Origin of the sequence: Isobaculum melis (assembly GCF_900111355.1) — a bacterium.
GTDB lineage: Bacteria > Bacillota > Bacilli > Lactobacillales > Carnobacteriaceae > Isobaculum > Isobaculum melis.
The window spans coordinates 82,252-107,310 of record NZ_FOHA01000010.1; the positions used below are offsets into that span (position 1 = coordinate 82,252).

Below are 25,059 nucleotides of genomic sequence, written 5' to 3' on the forward strand. Positions count from 1 at the left end.
ATTTTTATTCACCAAAGATTTCTTTGGCTAGAGCAAAGGCTGACCATGCTTTGGGCCATCCTGTATAAAAAGCTAAATGAGTGATTAATTCCACCATTTCTTCTTTTGTCACACCGTTTTGTTTGGCGATGTTCATATGCGCTTCTAATTGCGGCACGCCTTGCGTTAATAAGCTTGAACAAGTAATCAAGCTACGGTCACGTGGTGAAAGTTGTTCTTCTCGCGACCAAACTTCCCCAAATAATACATCATCATTTAATTCTGCAAACTTTGGTGCAAATGCACCTAATTGATCTCTGCCAGCTGTTTGTTTTTTCATTAGGTAGGACTCCCATCTTTTATTTATTTTTATAATTGATTGTATAAGTCATCTGAAACAGGCTCTAACCATTCTGGTGTACCTGCTGTAATGGCTAAATGTTCAAACCAGCTCTCTTTTGCGGCACCATGCCAATGTTTCACACCATCATGGGTAACAATCACATCTCCAGCAGTTAAAAATTGCGCTGGTTTTCCCTCTTCTTGATACCAGCCTTCGCCACCTGTTACTAATAACAATTGAAACCCATCATGATGAATATGCCAATTATTACGACATCCAGGTTCAAATGTGACATTTCCTACCCCTACATTAACCTCGGGATCTGCAATTAAATTTTTTAAATAGCTTTGACCAATAAAATATTGCGCATAGGCATCATTTTTTTCTCCCACAGGAAAAATCACACCATTTTTTACTTCTTCAAATTTTGCCATCATTTATTCCTCCAACTATAGATTAGATTATATGACTTACTTATGACCAACAATAACATGAGGAACATAAGGTTCTTCTAAAAATTGTATGTCTTCTTCCGTCAAAATTAAATCCAATGCAGGAATCGCATTCGTCAAATGACTTTCTTTTGTTGCGCCAATAATCGGTGCGACAACTGGCCCTTTTTGAAGCAACCAAGCAAGTGCCACTTGGACACGTTCCACTCCACGTTTTTCCGCAATTTCAGCAACTCTTTCAACGATGATACGATCTTGATCTGCTGTTGTATCATATTTTGACCTCGCTGTTTTATCTGTTTCAAAACGTTTGGTTTGCGCGCTCCAATCACGGGTTAAGCGACCTGAGGCCAATGGACTATAAGGTGTCACCGCAATTTTTTGATCTTCACACAACGGTAGCATTTCTCTTTCTTCTTCACGATATAGCAAATTCAAATGATCTTGCATGGAAACGAATTTTGTCCAACCATTTTTTTCAGCTACTGCTTGGGCTTTAGCAAACTGCCACGCAAACATCGCAGAAGCACCAATATAACGGGCTTTTCCAGATTTCACGACATCATGTAAAGCTTCCATCGTCTCTTCAATTGGGGTGTTGTAATCCCAACGATGAATAATGTATAAATCAACATAATCCATCCCTAAACGTTCTAAACTCGCATCAATTTGATGGAAAATTTCTTTTCTTGAAAGTCCACCACTGTTTGGAACGTCTTTTTTCATGGTAGTAAATAATTTGGTCGCCACCACGATTTCATCACGATTCGCATATTCATTCAGTGCCTTACCAAGAATTCGTTCACTTGCACCATATGAATAAACATTGGCAGTATCAAAGAAATTAATCCCTAAATCTAACGCTTTTTTGATAACTTTTTTACTTTCTTCCTCTTCTAAAACCCACTCGTGAAAGCCACTATTCGGATCACCAAAGCCCATTGCCCCTAAACAAATTCTTGAAACTTCCATTCCTGTATTGCCAAATTTTACATACTCCATTGAAATTCCTCCTCTGTATTCATCACTAACCTCAGTTTAACTCTTAAAGTGCACTCGAAGTCAAGTTTTTTTAACAAATAAAAGAAGTGAAGCAAAACTTTAAAAGTCTTACCTCACTTCTTTATTACTATTCATATTAAAATCTCTTAATGTATTTTCAAATGGAATCATATGCTCATCATAATTAGCTAATTTAAACTCTAGCCGCTCAATAGCAGTATTTAACGCTGTGGCGTTTTCCTTTAATTGTGAAATTTGATTCGCAATGATTTCTTTACGAGCTGGAACCGTTTCATTTCCCACTTGAAATAAAGTCAAATATTCTACTAAAGACTCAATAGACAGACCTGCATTTCTCATTTGTCGGCTAAAAACAATCCATCGTAAATCTTCCTCATCAAAATCACGAATCCCAGTAGTACTACGTTTCACTGGTGGAATCAAGCCAATTCGTTCATAATACCTAATTGTATCTGCAGAAACACCACTTAATTCACTTGCTTTTTTTATATTCATCCCTTATACCTCCTCCACACCTTATTTAACAAGTATTTACCTTTTTATTATAAAGCAATTTTAACCCCTTTTACAAACTTTCCTATTGAGTAAAGTTCATTTTAAAATCAATTGATAAATTGATTGCGTATTTTTATAGTGTAGAAAAGTAAAAAAGATGGTGGCTAACTCTCTGATAAAGGGGTGATGCCTATGGTTCTTGGCTTTATCCCTAGAAAGAATAAGCATGTCCGTTTTTGAAGCACTGACACTAATGATTGCCTTTGCAACTTTAGTTGTGCTGATGATGGATTATAATAGACCAAAAAAATAACCATCTAACCTTTACTTTGGACAGTAATTAGATGGTATCAAGTATTTAATTATAGCCACCGTCTTTTGAACGGGTCTACAAGAGAGACAGGTTTCCCTGTCTCTTTTCATTTTTAATCCTAACATAATTTTTTTTGTTTGTCATTCTTTTTTCAGCCAAAATTAGAGCTAATCATCAAGTTTTATTTTTGACTAAAAAATCTAAATGAACAATGATTATTTAGTAAAAACTACATGATAAACACCAAATTTCAAATTGCTATCTAATCATTTAATTTTAAGAGTTTTTAAATCTGTAATATAAGCCTTATTCTCTTTTAAAGCAAGCCAAAATTTATCATGTCATCGTATAAACAAAAGGCACAACATCCCAATATTAGGATGTCATGCCTTGTAGTGATGTTACTCTAATTTTTTAATGTCATAAATTTTTCAGCTAAAACAATCAATAAGTAGAAGCATTAACTTCTTAATCCACGACCTCTATCTATCAAATACCAGCAAACAGAATAAAGTACCACAATAAAAAGAACCAAAATCCCCATTGATAACCCAATCGGTACATCTATCGTTCCAAGAAAACCATAGCGGAATCCTGAAATCATATAAACAATTGGATTGATTTTTGAAATAGCCTGCCAAACTGGTGGCAACATTGAAATTGCATAGAATACACCGCCAAGATAAGTTAATGGCTGTAAAACAAAGGTAGGTACAATAGAGACATCATCAAATGATTGAGCGAAAATACCATTTAGTAGCCCTGCTAGTGAAAATAAAATAGCGGTCATTAGAAGTGTGACGATGACAATGAACCATGAAAAAACATGAAGTGGCACAAAAAATAGTGAAATTAAGGTAACAAGTGTTCCCACTAAAATACTTCTACCAAGCCCTCCAATCACAAATCCCCAAATAATCACATGTGTTGGTACTGGTGCAATTAATAATTCTTCAATATTCTTCTGAAACTTTTGCGAGAAAAATGATGAAGCGACATTAGAATAAGAACTCGTAATCACAGACATCATAATAAGACCAGGTACAATAAATTCCATATAAGAGAAGCCGTCCATCTGTCCAATTCTTCCCCCAATTAAATTACCAAAAATGACAAAATATAAGGATGTGGTAATGACTGGTGGGACTAAAGTTTGAACCCAAATCCGTAAATAGCGATTGGTTTCTTTTACTGCCAAGCTTTTTAAAGCTGTAATATAAAGATTAAACATATTTCTCCTCCATCGTTGAGCTAAAGTATTGAGTTTTTATAAAAAATTGATACTTGTATAGCATTCCATTAAAAATCATTTTAACGTTTTTCTTCTGTAATTTTCAAGAATAGTTCTTCCAATCGATTCGATTTATTGCGCATTGAAAGGACCTGTATCCCTTGCGCCGAGAATTGTTCAAATAGATCATTAATTCCTTGATTCCGTTCAACCTCAACAGCTAATGTTAGCTGATCTTCAAAAATGCTTTGATAACCAGTAATTACTGGCTCTTTCTCATAAGGCGCTAAATCAAAAATAAATGTTTCAAATTGTAGCTTTGCTAACAGATTTTTCATACTCGTATTTTCAATCACTTCTCCAGTTTGAATGATTCCAATATTGCGACAAAGCATTTCTGCTTCCTCAAGGTAATGTGTTGTCAGAATAATCGTTGTCCCATTTTCATTCAATTTTCTTAAAAAGTCCCACATTTCGCGCCTTAGCTCAATATCCACTCCAGCTGTTGGTTCATCTAAAATTAGTAAACGAGGTTCATGCATTAACGCTCTAGCAATCATTAATCTACGTTTCATTCCGCCCGAAAGCATTCGTGCTCTGACATGACGTTTTTCCCAAAGATCTGATTGCTTCAAGTATTTTTCACTACGCTTTAACGCTTCTTTTCTTGGAACCCCGTAATAACCAGCTTGATTGACAACAATTTGCTCCACTGTTTCAAATGGATTAAAGTTAAATTCTTGAGGAACTAAACCAATTTGCTGTTTCGCTCGTACCAAATCTGTATCGATGTCATAACCAAAAACCTTTACTGTTCCTGATGTTTTATTGACAAGGGAGGTAATAATCCCAATAGTGGTTGATTTTCCAGCACCGTTTGGACCTAATAGTGCATAGAAATCGCCCGCCACTACAGTTAAATCAATGCCACGTAACGCTTCTACACCTGTTGCATATACTTTTTTTAAGTCTTTTATTTCGAGTGCATTTGTCATTAAATCACATTCTCCTTACTATCTGATTCCTTATTATATCATTTATTTATAACTGATAAAAAGTCATTAATGTTCATTTCAATCAAATCATCTATGATTTATTTGTTTCTATCACTTGATTAACATCAGAAAACCAAGATTTTGTTCCATTTGCAACCTTTACCAAAAATAGCATAACAGGTACTTCTACCAATACGCCAACTACGGTTGCTAAAGTAGCACCTGATTGCAGCCCAAATAATGAAATAGCTACAGCTACAGATAATTCAAAGAAATTACTAGCACCTACCATTCCTGCTGGTGCTGCAATTGAATGAGGTAGCTTCCACCACTTCGCCCAACCATAAGCAATAGCAAAAATCAATAACGTTTGAAGAACCAACGGGACAGCAATTAACACAATATGCAGTGGGTTACTTAAAATTCTTTCTCCTTGAAAAGAAAAAATCATCACTAAAGTTAATAATAAACCAATAATTGTTACTTTATCAAATTTCTTTAAAAAAATCGTTTCAAAATAATGGATTCCCTTACTTTTAATTATGAATAAACGTGTCACAATACCCAGTGTTAAAGGAATCACTACAAATAGAACGGTTGAAAGAATCAACGTCCCAATCGGAACCACAACATTTCCTATCCCTAATAACAATGCAACAATTGGAGCGTATAACACTAAAATAATTAAATCATTAATGGCCACTTGAACTAATGTATAAGCGGGATCCCCTTTTGTTAAATAACTCCACACAAAAACCATTGCTGTACAAGGTGCAGCCCCAAGTAATACTGCCCCAGCAAGATATTCTTTCGCTAAATCATTAGGAATCAATCCTTTGAATACAATAAATAAGAAAAAAGCAGAAATAGCATACATCGTAAAAGGTTTAATCAGCCAATTGACAGTACAGGTGACAATTAATCCTTTTGGCTTTTTAGCAGCACTTACAATACTTGTAAAATCAATTTTTAACATCATTGGATAAATCATTAACCAAATCAAAATGGCTGTTGGTACTGAAACTTGGTAATACTCAAATTGCCCCAAAGCTTGAGGAATCATTGGTAAATATTTTCCAATCAAAACACCTATCAACATACATAATATAACCCAAATTGTTAAATATCTTTCAAAAACGCCTAAGCCTTTTTGTTCTTCTTTATTCATCTTCATCCTTCTTCCTATAAAAGTTAATATAGACATACCTTAAAAAAAATCTATCAATATAAAATACATCCTTACGATACACAAATAGACAACCATCTATACATAAGTGATAAAAATAGGCTAACGAATCATCCAGCTTATGATTCTAATTTAAAAATTTGACTCATTAAATCTTGAAAGGTATCAATCTTTTCTACTACTAATGAATAATAATGCCATTTGCCTTCTTTACGAGCCGTTACAATCCCAGAATCAATTAACACTTTCATATGATGAGAAAGTGTTGGCTGTGTAAAATCAAAATGGTCTAAAATTTCACAAGCACATTTTTCACCTGAAGAAATCATATTTAAAATTTGTAATCGATTGGGTTCAGCTATTGCTTTCATCACTTTTGATAATGCTAAATAATTCATAGGTCTACCTCCAGATAGATATTCATCTATGCATAATATAGATGAATATCTATCCTTTGTCAACTACTTCGTCATTTTTTGATAGTACAACTCTCTTAGCTATCTATAAAAAATAGGACATAACTAGTTTTTTTCTAGTTATGTCCTATTTTTATTTTAATTATTTAAATCTAGCAACAAATTGACTGAATTTATTACCTGCATCAGCTAAAAATTCTTTTGTTCCTTCATTCGTTGGTTCAAGATTTTCATCAAATAATTTATCTGATTGACCAATGTATAATTCTGGTTGTTGCATGGTTGGCATATCTAAGAATACCAATGATTGGCGTAAAACATGATGTGCTAAGACACCAGAAATACCTGAAATAGATTGAGAAGCAACCAATGCAGGTTTGCCTGCCCAAACATTTTGACCCCAAGGACGTGAAGCAACATCTAATGCATTTTTTAATGCTGCTGAGATACTTCTATTATGTTCAGGTGTCACAAAAATAATCGCATCTTGAGCTGAAACAGCATTTCTAAAAGCTGTATATACTTCTGGAGAATCTGCATCAAGATCTTGATTATACAATGGTAAATCTTTAATGTTTAAAAATGTAACCTCTGCATCTGCCGGTAAACCTTTTACAATCGCTTTTGCAACTGCCTCAGAATAAGAATTTTTTCTTGTTGAACCAATTACTACACCATATTTTGTCATTTAAAATACTTCCTCTCTATTTAACTTACTTTTAGTAAGCTTCTATATTTTTATATTATCACATGTAAAAATATAATGCAAGTTTAATGTATCTCATTCACAGACTCAAGCAAAATCATTCATTATTTCCAACGACTTTTAAATAGACAATTTTGTTATCCGGATTTAATACTGCATAATCTGTGCCTACTAATGTAAATATCTGGCGATTCTTAGCTCTCTTTCCCACCACTCCCCAATGAGCTTCTATATATTTTTCACCTTGCGTTATTTCCCATACATGTTTTAATTCACTATTGGTATGAAAGAAATCCTTAAAAAAGCTGCTAATTGCTTTAATTCCTACAAACTTAGACTGATTATTCGCTTCAAGAATTGCATCATCAGCAAACAAAGCAACAATTTTTTCAAAACTTTCTTCATCACTTCCTGCTAAATCTGATAAGCTAAAATATTTGATTAATGTGTCCATTAAAATTCCTCCTCTTATCTTTTAAATTTGCATCAAACTTTCTTAATTTTGATTCTATTATTCTTCTTTTTTGCTAGCAGTAATTGATGTCTTTTTAAAGATACCTGACATTTTATAGATAACTAATACCACTAAATAAGTTAGGATCGTAAAATAAGCAATCCCAAAGAAACCCGGAAATCTAGTAAATAATAGCCCACCAACAATCCCTCCAACTGTTGTTCCAGCGTACATTGCCGCATTTGATAATGAAGAGACGGTACTTCTTGCTGTAGTAGTTGTGCTTTGTAAAGTAGTCATAAATAGAGGAAAAATAAAACCATTTACTAAAAATACAACCGCTAAGCCAATTGTGGCAAATAAAGCTGAATGAGAAAATGGAATAACTAAATAGACAAAAATTAGGGTTATCAGCCCAATAAAGAGCGATTTTGGAATGCCCCATTTCTGAATCAATTTATTTCCAAATAATGTCCCAATTAAATTTCCAGTTCCTATTCCAATCATTGCTGTGCCAACACTAGATAGCCCTAGAGAAAAATCTCTTGTAAACCATGATCCGATAAATGTGATGACACAGAAATTGCCTGTTTGAAACATAAAGTACGCAACCAAATAAGATAAGGCTTTTTTATTCTTCAATATCTGACCATAAATATGTAAAAATGAACTATTACCTGTTTTTTGACTTGTACTATTTAAACTAGGTAATAAGAAATAAATAACTAAACCCACTAAAACTGATACAAGCGAAATAACAAAAAATGGCATTTGCCAAGAAACAGTTGCTAAATAACTTCCTATTGGAACGCCAACCAATTGTGATACAGCTAATCCAGCAGATGTATACCCCATTAATTTAACAATACCATTTTTAGGCGCTATAACTGGAATGGATCCCCAAACTTGTGGTGTCACAAAAGATGCACTGACACCTGCTAAAAAACGAAAGCTAATCATCAAAGTGAAATTGGTTGCAAACCCACATAAAAGGGTTGAAACTGCAAATCCTATAAAGCCATATAACATAATCCTTTTTTTATCTTTCCCATCAGAAATTGGCCCGCTAATAAGCGCAAAAAGTGCGTAACCTAAAGCATACGCACTGACCATCCAACCAGAAATATTAGAGGGAATATTGTACAATTCTGTTAAGGTCGGTAGTAGCGGTGAGATTAACAATGTATCTGTCCCTATTAAAAACATAATTAAAAAGAAAATTAATGCATATTTTTTCATTTACTTTCCTTCTTTCTCATTTCTATAATTCTAAACATATCGAACTAAAAGATGAAATAATACCTAGATTCCATTATAAAGAATCTAGGAAATTAGTAAAATACTGCTCAAACGTATCATAACGAAGTTTGACAAATTTTTCTCTGGCTTCTCTTCTTGTTGTTGTTAAGCCAGCTTCTCTTAGTGTTTTAAAATGATAGGAAATCGTTGATTTACTTAACGCAAGATTCTCTCCTATCTCTCCACAGCCCATTTCATCTCCTTTATCTCTTAAAACTCTAATGATTTCCAACCTAGCAGGATCAGCTAATGCCTTAAAAATTTGTACTCTGACTTCGTCATCTTTTAATTGTTTTATATTCATAAAAGTATCATATTCCTTTTTACTTCATATTTCAAGAAAAATAATTCGATAACTTTAAAACTATAAAATATTTTATGATGAAATCATTGATTATTAACAAATCACATGTTTTCGTTTAACACCAAGTCGGTTATTATCCTTCACTTTTTGAATTTTAACAATAGGATCTGGTAAACGACAGCCTTTTGTAGCAAGCTTTACTTCAACTGAACGAATCTCATCAGCAATTTCCAAAGCTGAATTTGTGAAATCAGGTAAATAAGTGCCTACATAAATAATAAATTGATTCATACTATATCTAATTGCATTAGGAGCTGTATGAATTTCTTTTTTTAAACGTTGTAACAGTGCCTGTACCTCAGCTTCAGAAACTTGGTCATTTGAGCAAATCGTTAGATATTTTCCAAAAGTTAGCCAGCCTACATTTTGTGCTTTGAAATCTGACATCGATAGCCATTGTCGTGCTAATTCTAGCGCAAAGGGACTTTCTGCTGCAACACCAGCAACAATTGAGTCATCAATCGCGGACCAATTACTTTGTTTTAACCATAGTTGTATGTCAGCTTTCGTCATTTTTTGAGGATTAATGCCAAGACCAGCCAAATATTGTGCATCAGTATTTCCTGTCGCAAAAAGAGCTAAACAAAGTTCTTGTTGATGTTTTACCTTTTTTAATAAATGCTTTTTTAAGTCGCCAATCTTAACACCATAACAATTACTAGGTGCACCATGCGTCATAAAAGTTTTACGTGTTTGAGCTGTGCCTAAGGCTTCCAACTCAATCATTATTTCAGCTAAAGTCATTGTTTGTTGCCTCCATATTTCATTTTATTGCTAGGATTTCGAACCAATTATCTAGATACATTTCATGAGGTTATCGGTGCTCGTAATAAGAATTTCCAGTGTAGCATGAACCTATTTTTCAGTCAATTTTGATGTACATATATTGCTTTGAAACAACTTCTATCATTTGTAATTGTGAGCACATTTTCTCTATTTATCTAAAGTAACAATACCTGTTTAAGTTTTAACGAAAAATTCTTTTATATTTAAAATTTTCTAAAAAAATTGGATTTTTATCTATAATAGATATATAATAATTGATATCAAAATATTGGAGGTTAATGATGAATAAATTTAATCGCGCATTTTTCTCTGCAATTCTATTGTTTCTTTTAAGTCAATTATTGCTTGTCAAATTTTCAGGAAGTTTAGTAGATTTTTTTTCAGGTTTAACAACAGGCCTATTGATTGTTGCCTCTCTTCATCGCATAACCCATAAAAGTTCTTCAAAAAGTTAAGCTTCATTTTGAAAATGGACATTCATACATAGGTAAGATTTTAATAGAAAAAATAGTCTCTGGCAAAATAATATATGCCAGAGATTTTTTGTTTTAGATTAAAAGTTATGCTAAATCCTTCTATAGAGATCAGTTATAGAAACGCGTCAGCCATCATTATAAATAGGTAGGCTAACTCAACTATAAACCAAATTTATCCCAATCAGATACATTTGTAATAATTGGAAGCCAACATTTAATTTCAAATTTTCCTGTTTTATAAGGTTCTGAATAACCATCAATAACAGCTATTCCCGTACATTCAATATGTGCTCTATCATTATCGATATCAAGGATTGTCAGTTGATACTTTTCCAATGGCTCATGCTCAAATACATAAAATGTATCCTCACGCTCATCAGCTTGTTCTATGTTCTCTACACTAAAGCTCTTTCCAACAAGTTCTTCTTTATTAACCGCATTTGTGAGAATTGGATTGATACACAGAGATGGCGCAATCTGTTGCCCATAAAATTCTTTTGAATCAAAGGAACAATCAACCGCATATTCTAAACCATCTTCAGTATCAAATATAAAAAAAACAGTATCCCTTGTTCTTGTATTTAGTTCAAATACAACATTTTCAAAATTCATAGACATATCTCGTCCTCCATACTCTTTTTATTATTCTAATTCTAACATAGAGAGAACAAGAATTTCAACCTACCTATCCAAACACACCATGAGAAGTAATCAAGCCCCTCCTTCCATTTCCTTATCTCTTCCTAAAGATTCATAATCAATATCATTCTGCAAATGAACTGTTACTTATTCGTTCTTACAAAATCCGTTTATTAAGCTAATGAGATACACAGTATTTTTCCACTTTTAATTATCCAGTTGACAAGCCTATTTTTTTCAGATACCATTCAACTATATAGTTGAATAGATTTTTTGAAAGAAGGAAGTATTGATGAAATATACTCAGACAAATAAAGAAATATTTGCTGAATACGCTAAAATTGGTAAAGCAATATCCAATAATAATCGTTTAGAAATTTTAGATAATCTCATGCAATCAAAAAAAACCGTTGAAGCACTTGCAAAAAACACCAAACTTTCGGTAGCAAATGTTTCAAAACACTTACAAGTCCTACTTCAAGCTCATTTAGTCTGCAATAAACGAGATAAAAATTATATTTACTATCAAATTGCAAATGAAGAGGTTGCTACCTTTTTAACAAATTTTTTTAACATTGGAGAAAAACAACTAAAAGAAATTCAAGAAGTTCGCAATCATTTTTTCGAAAAAACTGCAACAAATGACGCAATTACTTTACAGGAAATGGAAGCACGATTAGCAAAAAATGAAATCATCTTAATTGATGTCCGTCCTTTTGAAGAATATTGTATTGCTCATATTCCAGGAGCCACTTCCATTCCAATTGAAGAATTGGAGCATTATATCAAAGAATTACCGAAAAATGCAGAATATGTGGCATACTGTCGAGGACCTTATTGTCTCATGTCAGCAGAAGCCGTTGAAATTTTGCATAATAATGGCTTATCCGCTGTTCGAATGGCTGAAAGTGTAAAAGATTGGGAACAACAATATCATTAAAATTGGAGTGTAAATAGGATGAATTTTGGAATTATTATTGAAACAAAGGAACCAGAAAAAGCTTGGAATGGTTTTAGATTTGCCAGTGCTGCTATAAGAAAGAATCATCAAGTAAAAGTCTTTCTAATGGGTGAAGCTGTCGAGTGTGAGGATATCAAAAACAAGCAATTTGATGTTCCAAGTGAAATGACTAAATTTGAAGAACTCGGGGGTGAATTGCTTGCCTGCGGGACCTGTTTGAAATCAAGACAATTAGAAGAAACTACAGCTTGTCCCATTTCAACCATGTTTGATTGTGTCGATATGATTGAATGGGCAGATCGAACAATTACATTTTAGAAATTGGATAAAGAATGAGAGGTGTTCGTTATTAAGAATCAAGCAATCAGTATTTCAGAAGAAAATCGAAACTATTATTATAGAAAATCTTTAAGGATAGTAGTATTTTCTCAGATATTAGGAGGACTTGGCTTAGCTGCTGGTGTAACGGTCGGTGCACTCATTGCTCAAGATATGTTAGGAACAGACCAATACGCTGGTATTCCTTCCGCTCTGTTTACTTTAGGATCTGCAGGTGCTGCACTCCTTGTGGGACGTATTTCACAAAACTTCGGTAGACGTCATGGTCTTTCTTTGGGTTTTCTGATTGGTGGTTTAGGTGCACTGGGTGTGATTTGGGCAACGACGATTCAAAATATCGTTCTATTGTTTGCTTCACTACTCTTTTATGGTTTTGGCACGGCAACAAATTTACAGGCACGATATGCTGGGAGTGATTTAGCTTTACCACAAAAACGAGCTTCGGCGGTTAGCATTGCCATGGTCTCAACAACTATTGGTGCAGTTTTAGGTCCAAATATGACAAGTACGATGAGCAAAGTCGCCATAATGTTTCATCTACCACCATTAACTGGCGCTTTTATTTTATCAGCTACAGCTTACCTTTGCGCAAGCCTCGTCTTATTTCTTTTCTTAAGACCTGATCCTTTCATACTAGCAAAACAATTGGATAAAATAACAACTTCAAAAAAAGAAATGATTACACCGGAAAAGCAAACCTTAATGAAGCAAAATATCATAATTGGGGCCGTCATTATGATTGTTACACAAATAGTGATGTTGGCAATTATGACAATGACACCTATTCATATGCAACATAATGGTCACGGCATAGGTGCTGTTGGTTTGGTTATTGGAATCCATATTGGTTCTATGTATTTGCCTTCCTTAGTAACAGGAATATTGGTTAGTAAAATTGGGACAACCAATATGGGAATTTTATCAGGTTTCACATTGCTCAGCTCTGCAATTATCACTTTAATTTCACCTGGAACTTCTATTATTGGACTGAGCATTGCTTTAAGTTTATTAGGTATCGGATGGAATTTTGGTTTAATCAGCGGAACAACTATTATTATTAACGCAACACAAATTGATAATCGAGCAAAAGTTCAAGGGACAATTGATGTATTTATCGCACTGGGCGGTTCTCTTGGTGGTGTGATGTCAGGTATTATTGTGAATGCTTTTAGTTTTGGAACTTTAGCTCTATTTGGTGCTATTATTTCATTATTACTTGTTGTCTACACTTGGATTTTTATGCTTAAACAAAAAATATAAACTGAATATCAATAGTAAATTTCCTTTAATACCATATAAAGTAAAGAACTACTTTCAAAATTAAAATAGGTGCATATTTCTTGTTCCAATATTTTTTCAATTATAACTATTGATTTCATCTTGAGACACTCTCCTTACTAGATGCTAAATCCAGACAATATTTTATTTTTATCGGACATCATTTTCAAATAGCTGATTTGCTATAATTTCATTCATGTACGCATTATATTCAGAGTCCTTTTTTCTCTCCCTACCTGATTGTTAAGAGACATTTTAACAACTATAAACATTCATTTTAAACAACATAAAAACAGCTCCAACTACTGAATCAATCAATAGTTGGAGCTGTTTCTGATAACAAATGCTTAACGACGAACCTCTCTAATACGAGCAGCTTTACCGTGTAATGCACGTAAGTAGTACAATTTAGCACGACGAACTTTACCGAAGCGAACCACTTCAAGTTTAGCTACACGAGGTGTGTGGATTGGGAAAGTACGCTCAACACCAACACCGTTTGAAATTTTACGAACAGTGTAAGTTTCGCTGATTCCAGCTCCACGACGTTTGATAACAACGCCTTCAAATAACTGAATACGTTCACGAGTACCCTCAACAACGCGAGCGTGTACACGGACAGTATCACCAGGGCGGAACGCTGGGATATCAGTTCTTAATTGTTCTTTTGTAATCTCATCAATAATATGACTCATTTTCTTTTTTCTCCTTCCAACAAACACTCTTACACCCTTTCATTACAGGCGCAGCGGAATATCGTTATATCGGTAGTCTTCTACCACATAAAATTTTAACATAATTACTGCTAGCTGTAAAGGGCTTTTCCTTGATAACTTTGATGCCTTAAACAATTAGATTTAGTGCTAATGCACCGATTAATCCTACAATCGAAATAATCGATTCTAAAACTGTCCAAGTTGCAAAGGTTTCTTTAATTGATAAATTGAAATATTCTTTAAACATCCAAAAACCTGCATCATTTACATGGGATGCAATTAAGCTACCTGAGCCTGTTGCAATAACCATGAGAGCTGGATTGGTTCCTGTTGCTGCCATCAATGGTGCTGCCAAACCTGCTGCTGTTAATGCTGCAACTGTTGCTGACCCTAAACAAACACGAAGCACTGCTGCAATGAGCCATCCTAAAATCAAAGGAGATAAATTTGAATGAATAAAGAGGTTTGCCACATAATCACCTACCCCACCATCAATCAGTACTTGCTTAAAGGCACCGCCTCCACCAATAATTAACAGCATCATTGCAATCTGTTTAATCGATTCCTCAGCAGATTTCATAACTTGTGACATGGTTTGATGACGACGTATCCCCATTGTATAGATGGCAAATAATAATGATAATAACATCGCCATTCCTGGTGTCCCAATAAAAGCCACGGATTGATCAAATAGCGAGGATTGCTCTGTTATTTTTCCACCACTAAGTAACTCATAGCAAGTTGAAATGGCCATTAAAATAACTGGAAATAGTGAAGTCAACGTACTGATTCCAAAACTTGGTGTTTCCTCTAAAACAAAGTCTTTTTGTTCCCCTAAAGCTTGGATATTTCCTTTACGCTTAAATGCATCTGGGACAATTTTTTGAGCAAATTTCGTATATAAAGGCCCCGCAATAATGCTGGTTGGAACAGCAATGATAAAACCATATAATAACACCATCCCAATATTTGCATCATAAATACCAGAAATTGCTGTTGGCGCAGGATGTGGTGGTAAAAAGCCATGTGTAACAGATAGTGCAGCTGCCATTGGAATCCCTAAATATAAAATAGAAATGCCTAATTCACTTGCAATACTAAAGATAATTGGAATTAATAACACTAAGCCAACTTCAAAAAATAAAGCAATCCCAATAATAAATGACGCAACTAGTACCGCAATTTGAATCTTTTTACGTCCAAATTTGCGAATCAGCGTTGTTGAAATTCGATAAGCTCCTCCAGCATCTGCTACCAACTTCCCTAAAATAGCACCAAAGCCAAAAACTAAGGCTAAATGTCCTAATTGACCACCAATCCCATTTTCAATGGTTGTAATAATTTGAGTTAATGGCATCCCTAGTCCAATTGCAACCACTATTGAAACAATCACCAAAGAAACAAATGTATTGAGCTTTACTTTCATAATCAAGAATAATAAGACTAAAATGCCAAGACCAACAATGAGTAATTCCATCCTATCTTACCCCCTAATGCTTTATTTTACTGAACATATTTCCTTTGAAAATCTGAAATCGCTTGAAATTCTTGTTGTAATAATCTTGTAGTTCGAATAAAAATCGGTAATAATTCACGATAAACTGGAAAATGTGCTTCATTTGGAATATGCTGGTTCGTCACACCGATCATTTTTGACACTTCATCAATGCTCTGAATGAAGCCTAAGCTTTCCATACCAATAACAGCAGCTCCTAAACAAGAGCTTTCATAGCTTTCGGGAATAGAAACTTCTTGTTCAAAAATATCAGCCAATAATTGACGCCATAATGCTGAACGAGCAAATCCACCTGTTGCATGAATTCTTTTTGGTCTATCTACTAATTCTTCTAAAATCAATAACACTGAGTAGAGATTAAAGACAATCCCTTCCAAGGATGCGCGAACCATATGCGCTCTAGTATGTCTTGTGGTTAAACCAATATAGGAGCCTTTCGCATTTGCATCCCAAAGAGGTGCTCTTTCTCCACCTAAAAATGGATGAAAAATTAAGCCTTCTGATCCTGCTGGTATTTTCTCTGCAATTTGTGTCAGAATCTCATAGCTATCAACCTTCATTTGCTCAGCAGTTATTTTCTCTGGGGCAAAAAGCTGATCTCTCACCCAGCGGAAAACAATTCCTCCATTATTTACTGGACCACCAATGACCCATTTGTTTTCAGCTAAAGCGTAACAAAATGTTCTTCCTTTAGCATCTGTCACTGGCTTATCAGCTACCATTCTGACAGCACCACTTGTGCCAATTGTAATCGCTAGCGTCTCTCCATCAATCGCATTTACCCCAAGATTAGACAAGCAACCATCACTTGCCCCAACGATAAAAGGGACATCAATAGGTAAATCCATTACTTCTGCATAAGATTCATTTAAACCAATTACTTGTTCACTAGTTGGTACCAATTCAGAGAGTTGTTCCTTTGTAATCTCTAATAAATCTAAGACTTCTTGATCCCAATCTAATTGATGAATATTAAATAAGCCTGTTGCCGATGCAATTGAAATATCGACTTTAAATTGATGAAATAACTTATAAAAAATATATTCTTTAATCCCAATAAAATGTGCTGTTTTCTGATAGAGTTCAGGTTTTTCCTCTTTTAACCAAAGCATTTTATTTAATGGTGACATAGGATGAATTGGTGTCCCTGTTCGATGATAAATGGCAAGTCCTTGCTCACTTTCTTTAAGACGCTCTGCTTGATGATACGCACGATTATCGGCCCAAGTAATGCATCTAGTTAATAAGTGATTGTCTTGATCTAATAAAATTAAGCTATGCATGGCACTTGAAAAAGAAATGCCTGCAATTTTTTTAGCATCTGCGCCACTTTTTCGGATGACTTGGGTCAATACATCAATCACTGCTTCAAATATTTCATCTGGATCTTGCTCTGCCATATCGGGTATCTCTTGATAAAGAGGATACTCTTGATTTGCATAGCCTTTTACCTGACCCTTTGGATCATAAAGAACTGCTTTTGTACTGGTTGTTCCGATATCTACACCAATGACATATTTTTCCATTATTTTTTCACCTCTATTTTTTCGTTACCTCATGTCCGCCAAATTCATTTCGTAAAGCTGCAACGACTTTGCCACTAAAAGTATCAGGGTACAGTGAGCGATAACGCATCATTAATGACATGGTAATAATCGGCGTTGGAATTTGTAAATCTAAGGCTTCTTCAACGGTCCATTTCCCCTCACCCGAAGATTGCATGACACCTTGAATCCCTTCCAACTTCTCATCCTTTGCAAAAGCTGATTCAGTCAGCTCCATTAGCCATGAACGAATCACAGAACCATTGTTCCAAACTTTTGCTACTTTTTCATAATTAAAATCAAAAGGTCCATGCTCTAATACATCAAAGCCTTCAGCAATGGCCTGCATCATGCCATATTCAATCCCATTGTGAACCATTTTTAAATAATGTCCACTGCCTAAATCTCCTGCATAAAGATAGCCGTCCTTGACAGCGATTTTCTCAAAAATAGGTTCAATCCTTTGAAAGACCACTTCATTTCCGCCAATCATAAAACAAGCACCAGTTCTTGCGCCGTCTGTTCCCCCAGAAGTTCCCACATCAAAAAAATGAATGCCTTTTTCAGCCATTTGAGTCCCTCGTACAATTGAATCTTTATACTTTGAATTGCCTCCATCAATAAATAAATCATCTGCCTCAAGCAAGGTGAACAGCTCTTGAAAAACAGCTTCTGTTGCTTCACCACTTGGCACCATAGACCAGATAATTCTTGGCTTTGGTAAATTAGCTAACATTTCTTGAAAAGTCTCTACATAAGAAACCCTTGAATGTTTCTCCTTTAGTGATTCAGTTAAATACGGATCATAACCTGTAATATCAATTCCCGCATCTAAACAGTTTTCTGCTAAATTCATCCCCATTTTTCCTAATCCAATAATACCAATATGCATCTAACCACTCCCTCTTCTTTTTAAGACGTCATACGTCGTATGTCTAAACAAATGATAACGCTTTCCATTAGTGATGTCAATCATTTTATAAAAGAGAATAGGAATTTTATAAGCAAATAAAAATAGAACCTAAAAGGATAGCCTTTTAGATTCTATTTTTAGTAGTTTATGAATAGCTAATTGTTATAATTTTAATTCTTTTTTATTAAAGCCTAGATGTCTTTCCATGGCTTCTTTAGCTAGCTTCTCATCTTTATTTTTGATCGCTTCTACAATTTCACGATGTGTTTCAATTGTTTCCTCTTTTAAGCGACGATTGGTTAAATTAATAAATAAAGAAATCGCTGTTTGAATAATTGGAATCAAACTTGGAACCACAACATTCTTACTCGCTTTAGCAATTAAAGAATGTAATTCAATATCCTTACTTTCATGGTTTTTATTTTGATAAATCAGCTCTTCAATTTCATGACAAATAGACACCATTTCTTGAACCTCTTCCTCGGTTGCATGACGCGCAGCTAATTGACAAATTTCAGGTTCAATCATCATACGAACTGCCATTAAATCATGACTTAATCTCTGTTTATCCTCAATAAAATTGAGCCCTAATGGATCCTCTGTTAAGCCTGGTGTTTCAGAAACAAAAGTGCCTTTACCTCTTTGAATCCTTACAATATTACGCGCTGCTAATAATTTAATCGCTTCACGAATCGTGCCACGACCAACATTCAGCTCTGCTGCTAAATCAAACTCATTTGGTAATTGTTCACCAATTTTAAAAATTTGATTTTGAATCATCAACTCGATTTTATTAGCTACTTGCTGAGCGAGTGATTGTCCACCTCTTTGGTTATTTTGTAGCATTTTATTCACCTCAAATACATTGCTTTCCTATTCATTGTAAGCAACTTTCGCTAATGAAGCAACTCCGACTATTTTTACTAAACTTTATCCCTTTTATTCATCCTATTGTACTTATTTTTCCATTTCAAAATCTAAAAATTCTTGATAACGCAAATCAAGCACCTTTTTTACTTTTTGATAATTTTCATCGGAATAAATAACGCCATAAGCCGACGCTTCAATACCTTCCAGATAGTTTAGATCTAATTCTCCATAATCTTTTAAATAAAAAGCATACTTTTCAGCAAAAGGCGTTTCAGCCTCATAATATTGATTTGCAAAATTCATACCAGCAGTATTAAAATCTTCTTCAAGTAACACACCATCATTAAATTCAAATAATAAATCAAGCGCACTATATTTTCCGTTTTTAACTAATTCGACTTCTTCCAACATGTCTTCCAGTAAATCTTCACCAGCAAATCCCTGTTCTAGCATCCAACGGTAAAAGAAGGCAATATGCACACCGCCTTGTTCAATGTCAATTTCTTTTGGGAAATCTTCAGCATCAAAATGCCATTTAGCCTTATCATAAGCCATATAAATTCATCCTTTCTTCAATCATAAAATCTATGTATCTTATATTTATCATATCAATATTCTTGCTCTGAAACAATAAAAAAGCTGTGGAAGACATTTATTCCGACAGCTTCAATATCACATTATTTCATTTCATCCAACCATTTCTGTTGTTGCTCTGTTAACTCAATTTTCTCCAGCATATCTGGTCTACGCTCTAAGGTCCTTCTTAAAGACTCTTTTTGCTGCCACTCATCGATTAGTTTATGATTTCCATTCGTTAGTACCTCAGGAACCTTCATGCCCCTAAAATCGGCAGGACGTGTGTATTGAGGATGCTCCAATAAACCAGTCGAATGAGAATCGGTTTGGGCAGATAATTGATTTCCTAAAACATCTGGTAACAAACGAACAGTTGCATCAATCATCACCATGGCACCTAATTCGCCGCCTGTTAACACATAATCCCCTAAAGAAATTTCATCAGTCACTAAACTACGAATGCGTTCATCATAGCCTTCATAATGGCCACAAATAAATACTAAATGCTCTTCCTGTGACAATTCCTCAGCAACACTTTGATTAAATGGCTTCCCAGCAGGATCAAGCAAAATCACCCGCTTCTTGGTTTCAGGGGTCGCTGCATTAATCTCAGCAATCCCATCAAAAATGGGCTGTGCCATTAACAGCATTCCTGCTCCTCCGCCATAAGGATAATCATCCACATTTTGATGCTTATTATCAGAAAAATCGCGAAAATTATGCACATTAATTTGTAGCAGCTCTTTTTCAACCGCTTTGCCTAAAATCGACTCAGTTAATGGACCCTCAAACATTCTAGGAAATAAGGTTAAAACATCCATTCTCATTAGTCAATCAATCCTTCCAATAAATGAATCGTCACCATTTGATGCTCAAGATCGACTTTTTTCACAACTGGCTCAATATAAGGAATCAATAAATCCTTTTGCTTAGGACGTTGAATCACCCAAACATCATTTGCACCAGGAGACAAGACCTCTTTAATCTTCCCAAGTAACTCCCCATCCTCAGATTGAACAGACAAACCAACAATCTCATGTAAATAAAATTCATTTTCTGGCAAATCTTGTAATTGATCTGCAGTTATTTTTAAAATACCCTCTCTAAATTTCTCTACATCATTGATTGAAGACATTCCTTCAAAAGAAAGAATATCAAAATTTTTGTGTTTACGATGGCTAGCAACAATTAACTCAATGGGTGCTTTACCTTCTTGAATTAATAACAAACTCGCCCCTTTTTTATAGCGTTCATCAGGAAAGTCTGTCCGAGAAATGACACGTACCTCTCCTTTTAACCCTTGTGTATTGACAATTTTACCTACATTATATAATTCGCTCACAATCAACCCTCATTTTCCATTAGTTTTCCTGTCTATGATTGTATCATAATAAACAAAAAAATAGTATCAGCACTTACAGTAAAGTAGGCACTGATACTATCAATTTATGGATTGTTACTCTACAATATTCAAACGTACTTTCTTAGGTCCGTTAACACGAACACTATAAACGATTGTACGAATGGCTTTTGCAACACGGCCTTGTTTCCCAATTACACGCCCAATATCATCTGTATGGACTGTTAATTGATACTCAAGGTAATCATTTGATTCCTCAATTTCAATCTTCAAACTTTCCGGATGATTGACAAGAGGACGAACAATGGTAAGAATTAATTCTTTGATTTCAGCCATTAGATAACATCCTTTTTTTATTTAGCATTTTTTGATTCGTGGAATTTTTTCATAACGCCTTCGTTTGAAAGGATGTTACGAACTGTATCAGAAGGTTGAGCACCATTTCCTAACCATTCAAGCACTGAATCTTCGTCTAATTTTACCTCTGCTGGATTTAATAACGGATTATATGTTCCAACAACTTTGATGTAACGACCATCACGTGGAGAACGTGAATCAGCTACGACAATACGGTAAAAAGGTTTCTTTTTAGAACCCATACGTTTTAAGCGAATTTTTACTGACATCTTTTACTACACCTCCATTTAAATATGATAGAAACGAATTTGTTCCTAATCTATCTCACATCTACGTATATTACCAGTATTTCTCCCCCTTGTAAAGTGTTTTTTCTTTACAGGTGATTTTTTTTGATAAATTTAACGTTTTTTGTTCTTTTTACGCATTTTTTTCTTATTTTTACGAATCATTGAGTTCATGGCCATTTTACCAATCTTCCCACCAATACCATTTCCAAATAAGCCATCCATGCCTTCAAAGTTCCCTTTATTCATTTTACTCATCATTTTTTTAGACTCATTGAATTGTTTGATCATACGATTCACTTCTGCAATGGGTCTTGCTGAACCACGCGCAATTCTTCTTCTACGACTTTGTGAAAGCATATCAGGATTTTCACGTTCTTGTGGCGTCATTGATAAAACAATAGCTTTCATGCGCCCCATATCTTTTGGATCAATTTTCATCTGATCTAAGCCTGGTGCATTGCTCATTCCAGGAATCATTTTTAAAATATCTTCCAAAGGGCCCATATTTTGTAGCTGATCCATTTGCTCAATAAAATCATTAAAGTCAAAGCTATTTTCTTTGAGTTTTTGCGTCATTTCAGCTGCTTTTTTCTCATCAAAATCTTGTTGTGCTTTTTCGATTAATGTCAGCATATCTCCCATGCCAAGGATACGGCTAGCCATACGATCTGGATAGAATGGTTCTAAATCTTCTAATTTTTCTCCTTGACCAGTAAACTTAATGGGTTTACCTGTAACCGCTCTAATAGATAGTGCAGCACCACCGCGAGTGTCCCCATCTAATTTAGTTAAAATGACACCCGTAACATCTAACTGCTCATTAAAGCTATCTGCAACCGTCACTGCATCTTGCCCGGTCATGGCATCAACAACTAAGAAAATTTCTGATGGATTAGAAACTTCTTTTACATCTCGTAACTCAGTCATTAAGGTTTCATCAATATGCAAACGACCTGCTGTATCAATTAATACATAATCTAAATGCTCATCTTTTGCTTTTTGAATCGCTTGCTTCGCAATTTCAACTGGACTCACTTGGTCTCCTAAAGAAAAAACAGGAATGTCTAATTGTTTTCCTAAGGTTTCTAATTGTTGAATCGCAGCTGGACGATAAATATCAGCAGCCACCAATAACGGTTTACGATTTTGTTTTTTCTTTAATAATAAAGCTAGTTTACCAGCAGTGGTTGTTTTACCTGCACCTTGCAAACCAACCATCATAATCACAGTTGGAGATTTTGGTGCAACCGCAATTTGTGATTGCTCCCCACCCATTAATGCGGTTAATTCTTCATTAACAATTTTAATCACTTGTTGTGCCGGAGATAAGCTTTCTAAAACTTCTGCACCAACAGCACGATCACTCACTGTTTTAACAAAGTCTTTGACAACTTTAAAGTTGACATCGGCTTCTAGTAAGGCTAATCTCACCTCACGCATCATTTCTTTTACATCAGCTTCACTAATTTTCCCTTTTTTACGCAACTTCGCCATTGCGTTTTGGAGACGTTCTGATAATCCTTCAAATGCCATTTTTTCTCACCTTTTCTTTATCTATTCATCTTCTTCTGCTAATTCTTCTTGTAATACTTTGACAAGAGACAACAACTGGCTATCTTCTTGATAATGAGCTGTAACATAGTCCATTATTTTTTCTATTGCATCATTTTGCTGTTGGAAATGCTCTAATAAATGCAATTTTGCTTCATAAGATTCTAAAATGTGTGCGGTACGTTTAATATTGTCATAAACTGCTTGACGACTCACTTCAAACTCTTCAGCAATCTCGCCTAAAGAATAGTCATCCCCATAATAAAGTTGCATATAATTTTGTTGTTTCTCAGTCAATAAGGCTTCATAGAACTCAAAAAGAGCATTCATTCGATTCGTTTTTGCTAATTCCATTTTGTCCCTACTTTCTCTTAAAAGAAAACTGTCAAGTAAATTTCCTTTCATACTTGTCTAGAGTACCGATTTCTGAGGAAATAGTCAATAGTTAAGATAAGAAAAGATGAAATCAATCTACAAAAAAATGCTCAAGACAAAACTCAAAAGTTTCATCTCGAACACATAAATGGTCACCAAAATTCAGGTTCCTATTAAAAGTAATGATTGCTTGCTATTTTTTAAATAATTATTTTTTTGTGTAATAAATGCGATCTAGAGCAATTGCTGTTAATAAGAAGGCTAGTTGATCTTGATTCTCCTCAACTTCAACATGGTATTCATCGCCACCCATTGTTAACTTTCTTTTATCAATATCACAAAGTGTTTGACCATTTAAAGTAAATTGCTGACTTCCTGTTTGCGAATAACCAAACTCAAGGGCTCCAATTGAAGAATCAATATTAAACTTGTAGCTAAAAATATTCATCGAACGTGCCATTGAAATCACTTTTTTCTCACCATTTGTTGTAATATGGTATTTTTTGAAGTTGTATCTTAAAAATGAACCAATCATACTTAAAATATTCACATCTGTTGAACATTTTGCCAAAGTTTGTCCTGTTAAATCAGTAATTTCAAAGTGCTCACGTCCTAAAAAGCTTCCTTTTACTTTATACAAACTTCTATTTGCACCATCTAAAATTTCATAAGTTGGTTTTAGTGCAACAATTTTTTGCTTGATAATGTATTTCATAATAATATCTCCTTATGTAAAAATATTTTTTTTAACAGGTATAATCATAGCAATATTTAACAAACCACACAATACTTCAACACCAAAAGGAAACAAATTAGCTAAAACCAATCAGATTGAACTTTTGCAAGAAAAGTTAACCTAATAGCGCATTAGAAATATTTGTATTCCATCATACGATTTCTATCATTCAATTATCATAATCAAAACCACCCGTGTGAACGGGTGGTTTGCTCTTTGGCTGAAAGCCAATGTTACTGACCTTAGCCTAAAGGCTTACGAATAAGTCCGCCAACTGTACTACATTCACGCGCAAATCCTCAAGGATTTGTTTTATTTTATCATCTCTTCGTTTCTTTCCCAGTAAAGGGATCTACATACTCCATCAAACTTAACTGTTCTGCTACTACGTCTTCTTGTATCTGGTTTCTTATATACTCTGCTATCGCTTTTTTATTTCTGCCTACTGTATCCACATAGAATCCTTTACACCAAAATTTTCTATTGCCATATTTATATTTTAAATTGGCATGTCTATCAA

33 protein-coding genes are annotated in these 25,059 nt (G+C 34.4%); 5 read left to right on the forward strand and 28 right to left on the reverse strand.

The annotated features are described in order from the left end of the window. Positions 1-4: 4 nt before the first annotated feature. The 4 genes from BMW29_RS08760 to BMW29_RS08775 all read right to left on the reverse strand — a co-directional run bounded on the left by BMW29_RS08760 (position 5) and on the right by BMW29_RS08775 (position 2,292). Positions 5-319: a carboxymuconolactone decarboxylase family protein gene (locus BMW29_RS08760; protein WP_092652492.1), complete on the reverse strand. Its 315-nt coding sequence runs from the start codon at positions 317-319 to the stop codon at positions 5-7. Positions 320-348: 29 nt separating this feature from the next. Beyond that, positions 349-756 (reverse strand): cupin domain-containing protein, encoded by a 408-nt coding sequence (locus BMW29_RS08765; protein ID WP_092652494.1) that lies wholly within the window; start codon positions 754-756, stop codon positions 349-351. A gap of 36 nt (positions 757-792) precedes the next feature. After that, positions 793-1,776, reverse strand: a complete 984-nt coding sequence (locus tag BMW29_RS08770; protein ID WP_092652496.1) for an aldo/keto reductase — start codon at positions 1,774-1,776, stop codon at positions 793-795. Between the two features lie 108 nt (positions 1,777-1,884). Next, complete coding sequence (locus BMW29_RS08775) at positions 1,885-2,292, reverse strand: MerR family transcriptional regulator (RefSeq protein WP_092652498.1); 408 nt, start codon at positions 2,290-2,292, stop codon at positions 1,885-1,887. A 226-nt stretch (positions 2,293-2,518) separates the two neighbouring features. Here BMW29_RS08775 and BMW29_RS14230 point away from each other — a divergent pair, with 226 nt between their 5' ends. Then, on the forward strand, positions 2,519-2,605 hold the full coding sequence (locus BMW29_RS14230; RefSeq protein WP_425431600.1) for a putative holin-like toxin: 87 nt from the start codon (positions 2,519-2,521) through the stop codon (positions 2,603-2,605). 460 nt (positions 2,606-3,065) lie between these two features. Here the strand turns inward: BMW29_RS14230 and BMW29_RS08780 are convergent, their stop codons facing one another. The 9 genes from BMW29_RS08780 to BMW29_RS08820 all read right to left on the reverse strand — a co-directional run bounded on the left by BMW29_RS08780 (position 3,066) and on the right by BMW29_RS08820 (position 10,000). Beyond that, entirely contained in the window at positions 3,066-3,836 is a 771-nt protein-coding gene (locus tag BMW29_RS08780) for an ABC transporter permease (protein WP_092652500.1), read from the reverse strand. An 80-nt stretch (positions 3,837-3,916) separates the two neighbouring features. Beyond that, positions 3,917-4,831, reverse strand: coding sequence for an ABC transporter ATP-binding protein (locus tag BMW29_RS08785; protein ID WP_092652502.1), 915 nt, complete (start codon positions 4,829-4,831; stop codon positions 3,917-3,919). A gap of 91 nt (positions 4,832-4,922) precedes the next feature. Next, a complete protein-coding gene (gene arsB, locus BMW29_RS08790) occupies positions 4,923-6,005 on the reverse strand; it encodes an ACR3 family arsenite efflux transporter (protein ID WP_245706260.1) in 1,083 nt (360 codons plus the stop codon). Positions 6,006-6,136: 131 nt separating this feature from the next. Beyond that, positions 6,137-6,415: an ArsR/SmtB family transcription factor gene (locus BMW29_RS08795; protein WP_092652506.1), complete on the reverse strand. Its 279-nt coding sequence runs from the start codon at positions 6,413-6,415 to the stop codon at positions 6,137-6,139. 160 nt (positions 6,416-6,575) lie between these two features. Then, the gene (locus tag BMW29_RS08800; protein ID WP_092652508.1) at positions 6,576-7,121 is read right to left on the reverse strand and encodes an NADPH-dependent FMN reductase; all 546 of its coding nucleotides are present in this window, start codon (positions 7,119-7,121) and stop codon (positions 6,576-6,578) included. A gap of 115 nt (positions 7,122-7,236) precedes the next feature. Continuing rightward, a complete protein-coding gene (locus tag BMW29_RS08805) occupies positions 7,237-7,593 on the reverse strand; it encodes a nuclear transport factor 2 family protein (protein ID WP_092652510.1) in 357 nt (118 codons plus the stop codon). Between the two features lie 57 nt (positions 7,594-7,650). Continuing rightward, a complete protein-coding gene (locus BMW29_RS08810) occupies positions 7,651-8,832 on the reverse strand; it encodes an MFS transporter (RefSeq protein ID WP_092652512.1) in 1,182 nt (393 codons plus the stop codon). Positions 8,833-8,905: 73 nt separating this feature from the next. Beyond that, positions 8,906-9,196: an ArsR/SmtB family transcription factor gene (locus tag BMW29_RS08815; RefSeq protein WP_092652514.1), complete on the reverse strand. Its 291-nt coding sequence runs from the start codon at positions 9,194-9,196 to the stop codon at positions 8,906-8,908. Between the two features lie 93 nt (positions 9,197-9,289). Next, complete coding sequence (locus tag BMW29_RS08820) at positions 9,290-10,000, reverse strand: DNA alkylation repair protein (RefSeq protein WP_092652516.1); 711 nt, start codon at positions 9,998-10,000, stop codon at positions 9,290-9,292. A gap of 323 nt (positions 10,001-10,323) precedes the next feature. Here BMW29_RS08820 and BMW29_RS13990 point away from each other — a divergent pair, with 323 nt between their 5' ends. Beyond that, positions 10,324-10,497 (forward strand): hypothetical protein, encoded by a 174-nt coding sequence (locus BMW29_RS13990; RefSeq protein ID WP_177165730.1) that lies wholly within the window; start codon positions 10,324-10,326, stop codon positions 10,495-10,497. 180 nt (positions 10,498-10,677) lie between these two features. Here the strand turns inward: BMW29_RS13990 and BMW29_RS08825 are convergent, their stop codons facing one another. Beyond that, positions 10,678-11,136: a hypothetical protein gene (locus BMW29_RS08825; RefSeq protein WP_092652518.1), complete on the reverse strand. Its 459-nt coding sequence runs from the start codon at positions 11,134-11,136 to the stop codon at positions 10,678-10,680. A 313-nt stretch (positions 11,137-11,449) separates the two neighbouring features. Between BMW29_RS08825 and BMW29_RS08830 the strand changes: the two genes are divergently transcribed. The 3 genes from BMW29_RS08830 to BMW29_RS08840 are packed head-to-tail and all read left to right on the forward strand — an operon-like array spanning position 11,450 to position 13,717. After that, positions 11,450-12,097 (forward strand): ArsR/SmtB family transcription factor, encoded by a 648-nt coding sequence (locus BMW29_RS08830; RefSeq protein WP_092652520.1) that lies wholly within the window; start codon positions 11,450-11,452, stop codon positions 12,095-12,097. 18 nt (positions 12,098-12,115) lie between these two features. Further along, complete coding sequence (locus tag BMW29_RS08835) at positions 12,116-12,436, forward strand: DsrE/DsrF/TusD sulfur relay family protein (RefSeq protein WP_092652522.1); 321 nt, start codon at positions 12,116-12,118, stop codon at positions 12,434-12,436. A 21-nt stretch (positions 12,437-12,457) separates the two neighbouring features. Next, positions 12,458-13,717 carry an MFS transporter gene (locus BMW29_RS08840; RefSeq protein WP_092652524.1) on the forward strand — a complete coding sequence of 420 codons (1,260 nt, stop codon included), beginning with the start codon at positions 12,458-12,460 and terminating at the stop codon, positions 13,715-13,717. A 365-nt stretch (positions 13,718-14,082) separates the two neighbouring features. Here BMW29_RS08840 and rplS read toward each other — a convergent pair whose 3' ends face one another. From rplS to BMW29_RS08910, 14 genes are all read right to left on the reverse strand, one after another. Next, entirely contained in the window at positions 14,083-14,430 is a 348-nt protein-coding gene (gene rplS / locus BMW29_RS08845; protein ID WP_092652526.1) for a 50S ribosomal protein L19, read from the reverse strand. 148 nt (positions 14,431-14,578) lie between these two features. Then, positions 14,579-15,928 carry a gluconate:H+ symporter gene (locus BMW29_RS08850; protein WP_092652528.1) on the reverse strand — a complete coding sequence of 450 codons (1,350 nt, stop codon included), beginning with the start codon at positions 15,926-15,928 and terminating at the stop codon, positions 14,579-14,581. Between the two features lie 26 nt (positions 15,929-15,954). After that, positions 15,955-17,493: a gluconokinase gene (gene gntK, locus BMW29_RS08855; protein WP_092652530.1), complete on the reverse strand. Its 1,539-nt coding sequence runs from the start codon at positions 17,491-17,493 to the stop codon at positions 15,955-15,957. 13 nt (positions 17,494-17,506) lie between these two features. After that, positions 17,507-18,403, reverse strand: coding sequence for a phosphogluconate dehydrogenase (NAD(+)-dependent, decarboxylating) (gene gnd, locus BMW29_RS08860; protein ID WP_092652532.1), 897 nt, complete (start codon positions 18,401-18,403; stop codon positions 17,507-17,509). Between the two features lie 183 nt (positions 18,404-18,586). Then, positions 18,587-19,270 (reverse strand): FadR/GntR family transcriptional regulator, encoded by a 684-nt coding sequence (locus BMW29_RS08865; protein ID WP_092652534.1) that lies wholly within the window; start codon positions 19,268-19,270, stop codon positions 18,587-18,589. Between the two features lie 111 nt (positions 19,271-19,381). Continuing rightward, positions 19,382-19,849: a DUF7832 domain-containing protein gene (locus BMW29_RS08870; protein ID WP_092652536.1), complete on the reverse strand. Its 468-nt coding sequence runs from the start codon at positions 19,847-19,849 to the stop codon at positions 19,382-19,384. Positions 19,850-19,971: 122 nt separating this feature from the next. Beyond that, the gene (gene trmD / locus BMW29_RS08875; protein WP_092652538.1) at positions 19,972-20,697 is read right to left on the reverse strand and encodes a tRNA (guanosine(37)-N1)-methyltransferase TrmD; all 726 of its coding nucleotides are present in this window, start codon (positions 20,695-20,697) and stop codon (positions 19,972-19,974) included. Further along, on the reverse strand, positions 20,697-21,212 hold the full coding sequence (gene rimM, locus BMW29_RS08880; protein WP_092652540.1) for a ribosome maturation factor RimM: 516 nt from the start codon (positions 21,210-21,212) through the stop codon (positions 20,697-20,699). The genes trmD and rimM overlap by 1 nt, the downstream gene beginning before the upstream one ends. Before the next feature lie 114 nt (positions 21,213-21,326). After that, positions 21,327-21,566: a KH domain-containing protein gene (locus tag BMW29_RS08885; RefSeq protein WP_177165731.1), complete on the reverse strand. Its 240-nt coding sequence runs from the start codon at positions 21,564-21,566 to the stop codon at positions 21,327-21,329. Positions 21,567-21,583: 17 nt separating this feature from the next. After that, positions 21,584-21,856 carry a 30S ribosomal protein S16 gene (gene rpsP, locus BMW29_RS08890; protein ID WP_092652542.1) on the reverse strand — a complete coding sequence of 91 codons (273 nt, stop codon included), beginning with the start codon at positions 21,854-21,856 and terminating at the stop codon, positions 21,584-21,586. A gap of 132 nt (positions 21,857-21,988) precedes the next feature. Continuing rightward, entirely contained in the window at positions 21,989-23,410 is a 1,422-nt protein-coding gene (gene ffh / locus BMW29_RS08895) for a signal recognition particle protein (RefSeq protein ID WP_092652544.1), read from the reverse strand. A gap of 21 nt (positions 23,411-23,431) precedes the next feature. Further along, a complete protein-coding gene (locus BMW29_RS08900) occupies positions 23,432-23,782 on the reverse strand; it encodes a putative DNA-binding protein (protein ID WP_092652546.1) in 351 nt (116 codons plus the stop codon). A 229-nt stretch (positions 23,783-24,011) separates the two neighbouring features. Next, positions 24,012-24,518, reverse strand: a complete 507-nt coding sequence (locus BMW29_RS08905) for an LURP-one-related family protein (RefSeq protein WP_092652548.1) — start codon at positions 24,516-24,518, stop codon at positions 24,012-24,014. Between the two features lie 341 nt (positions 24,519-24,859). Then, a partial coding sequence (locus tag BMW29_RS08910; protein WP_177165670.1) for a transposase occupies positions 24,860-25,059 on the reverse strand: 200 nt, incomplete at its 5' end.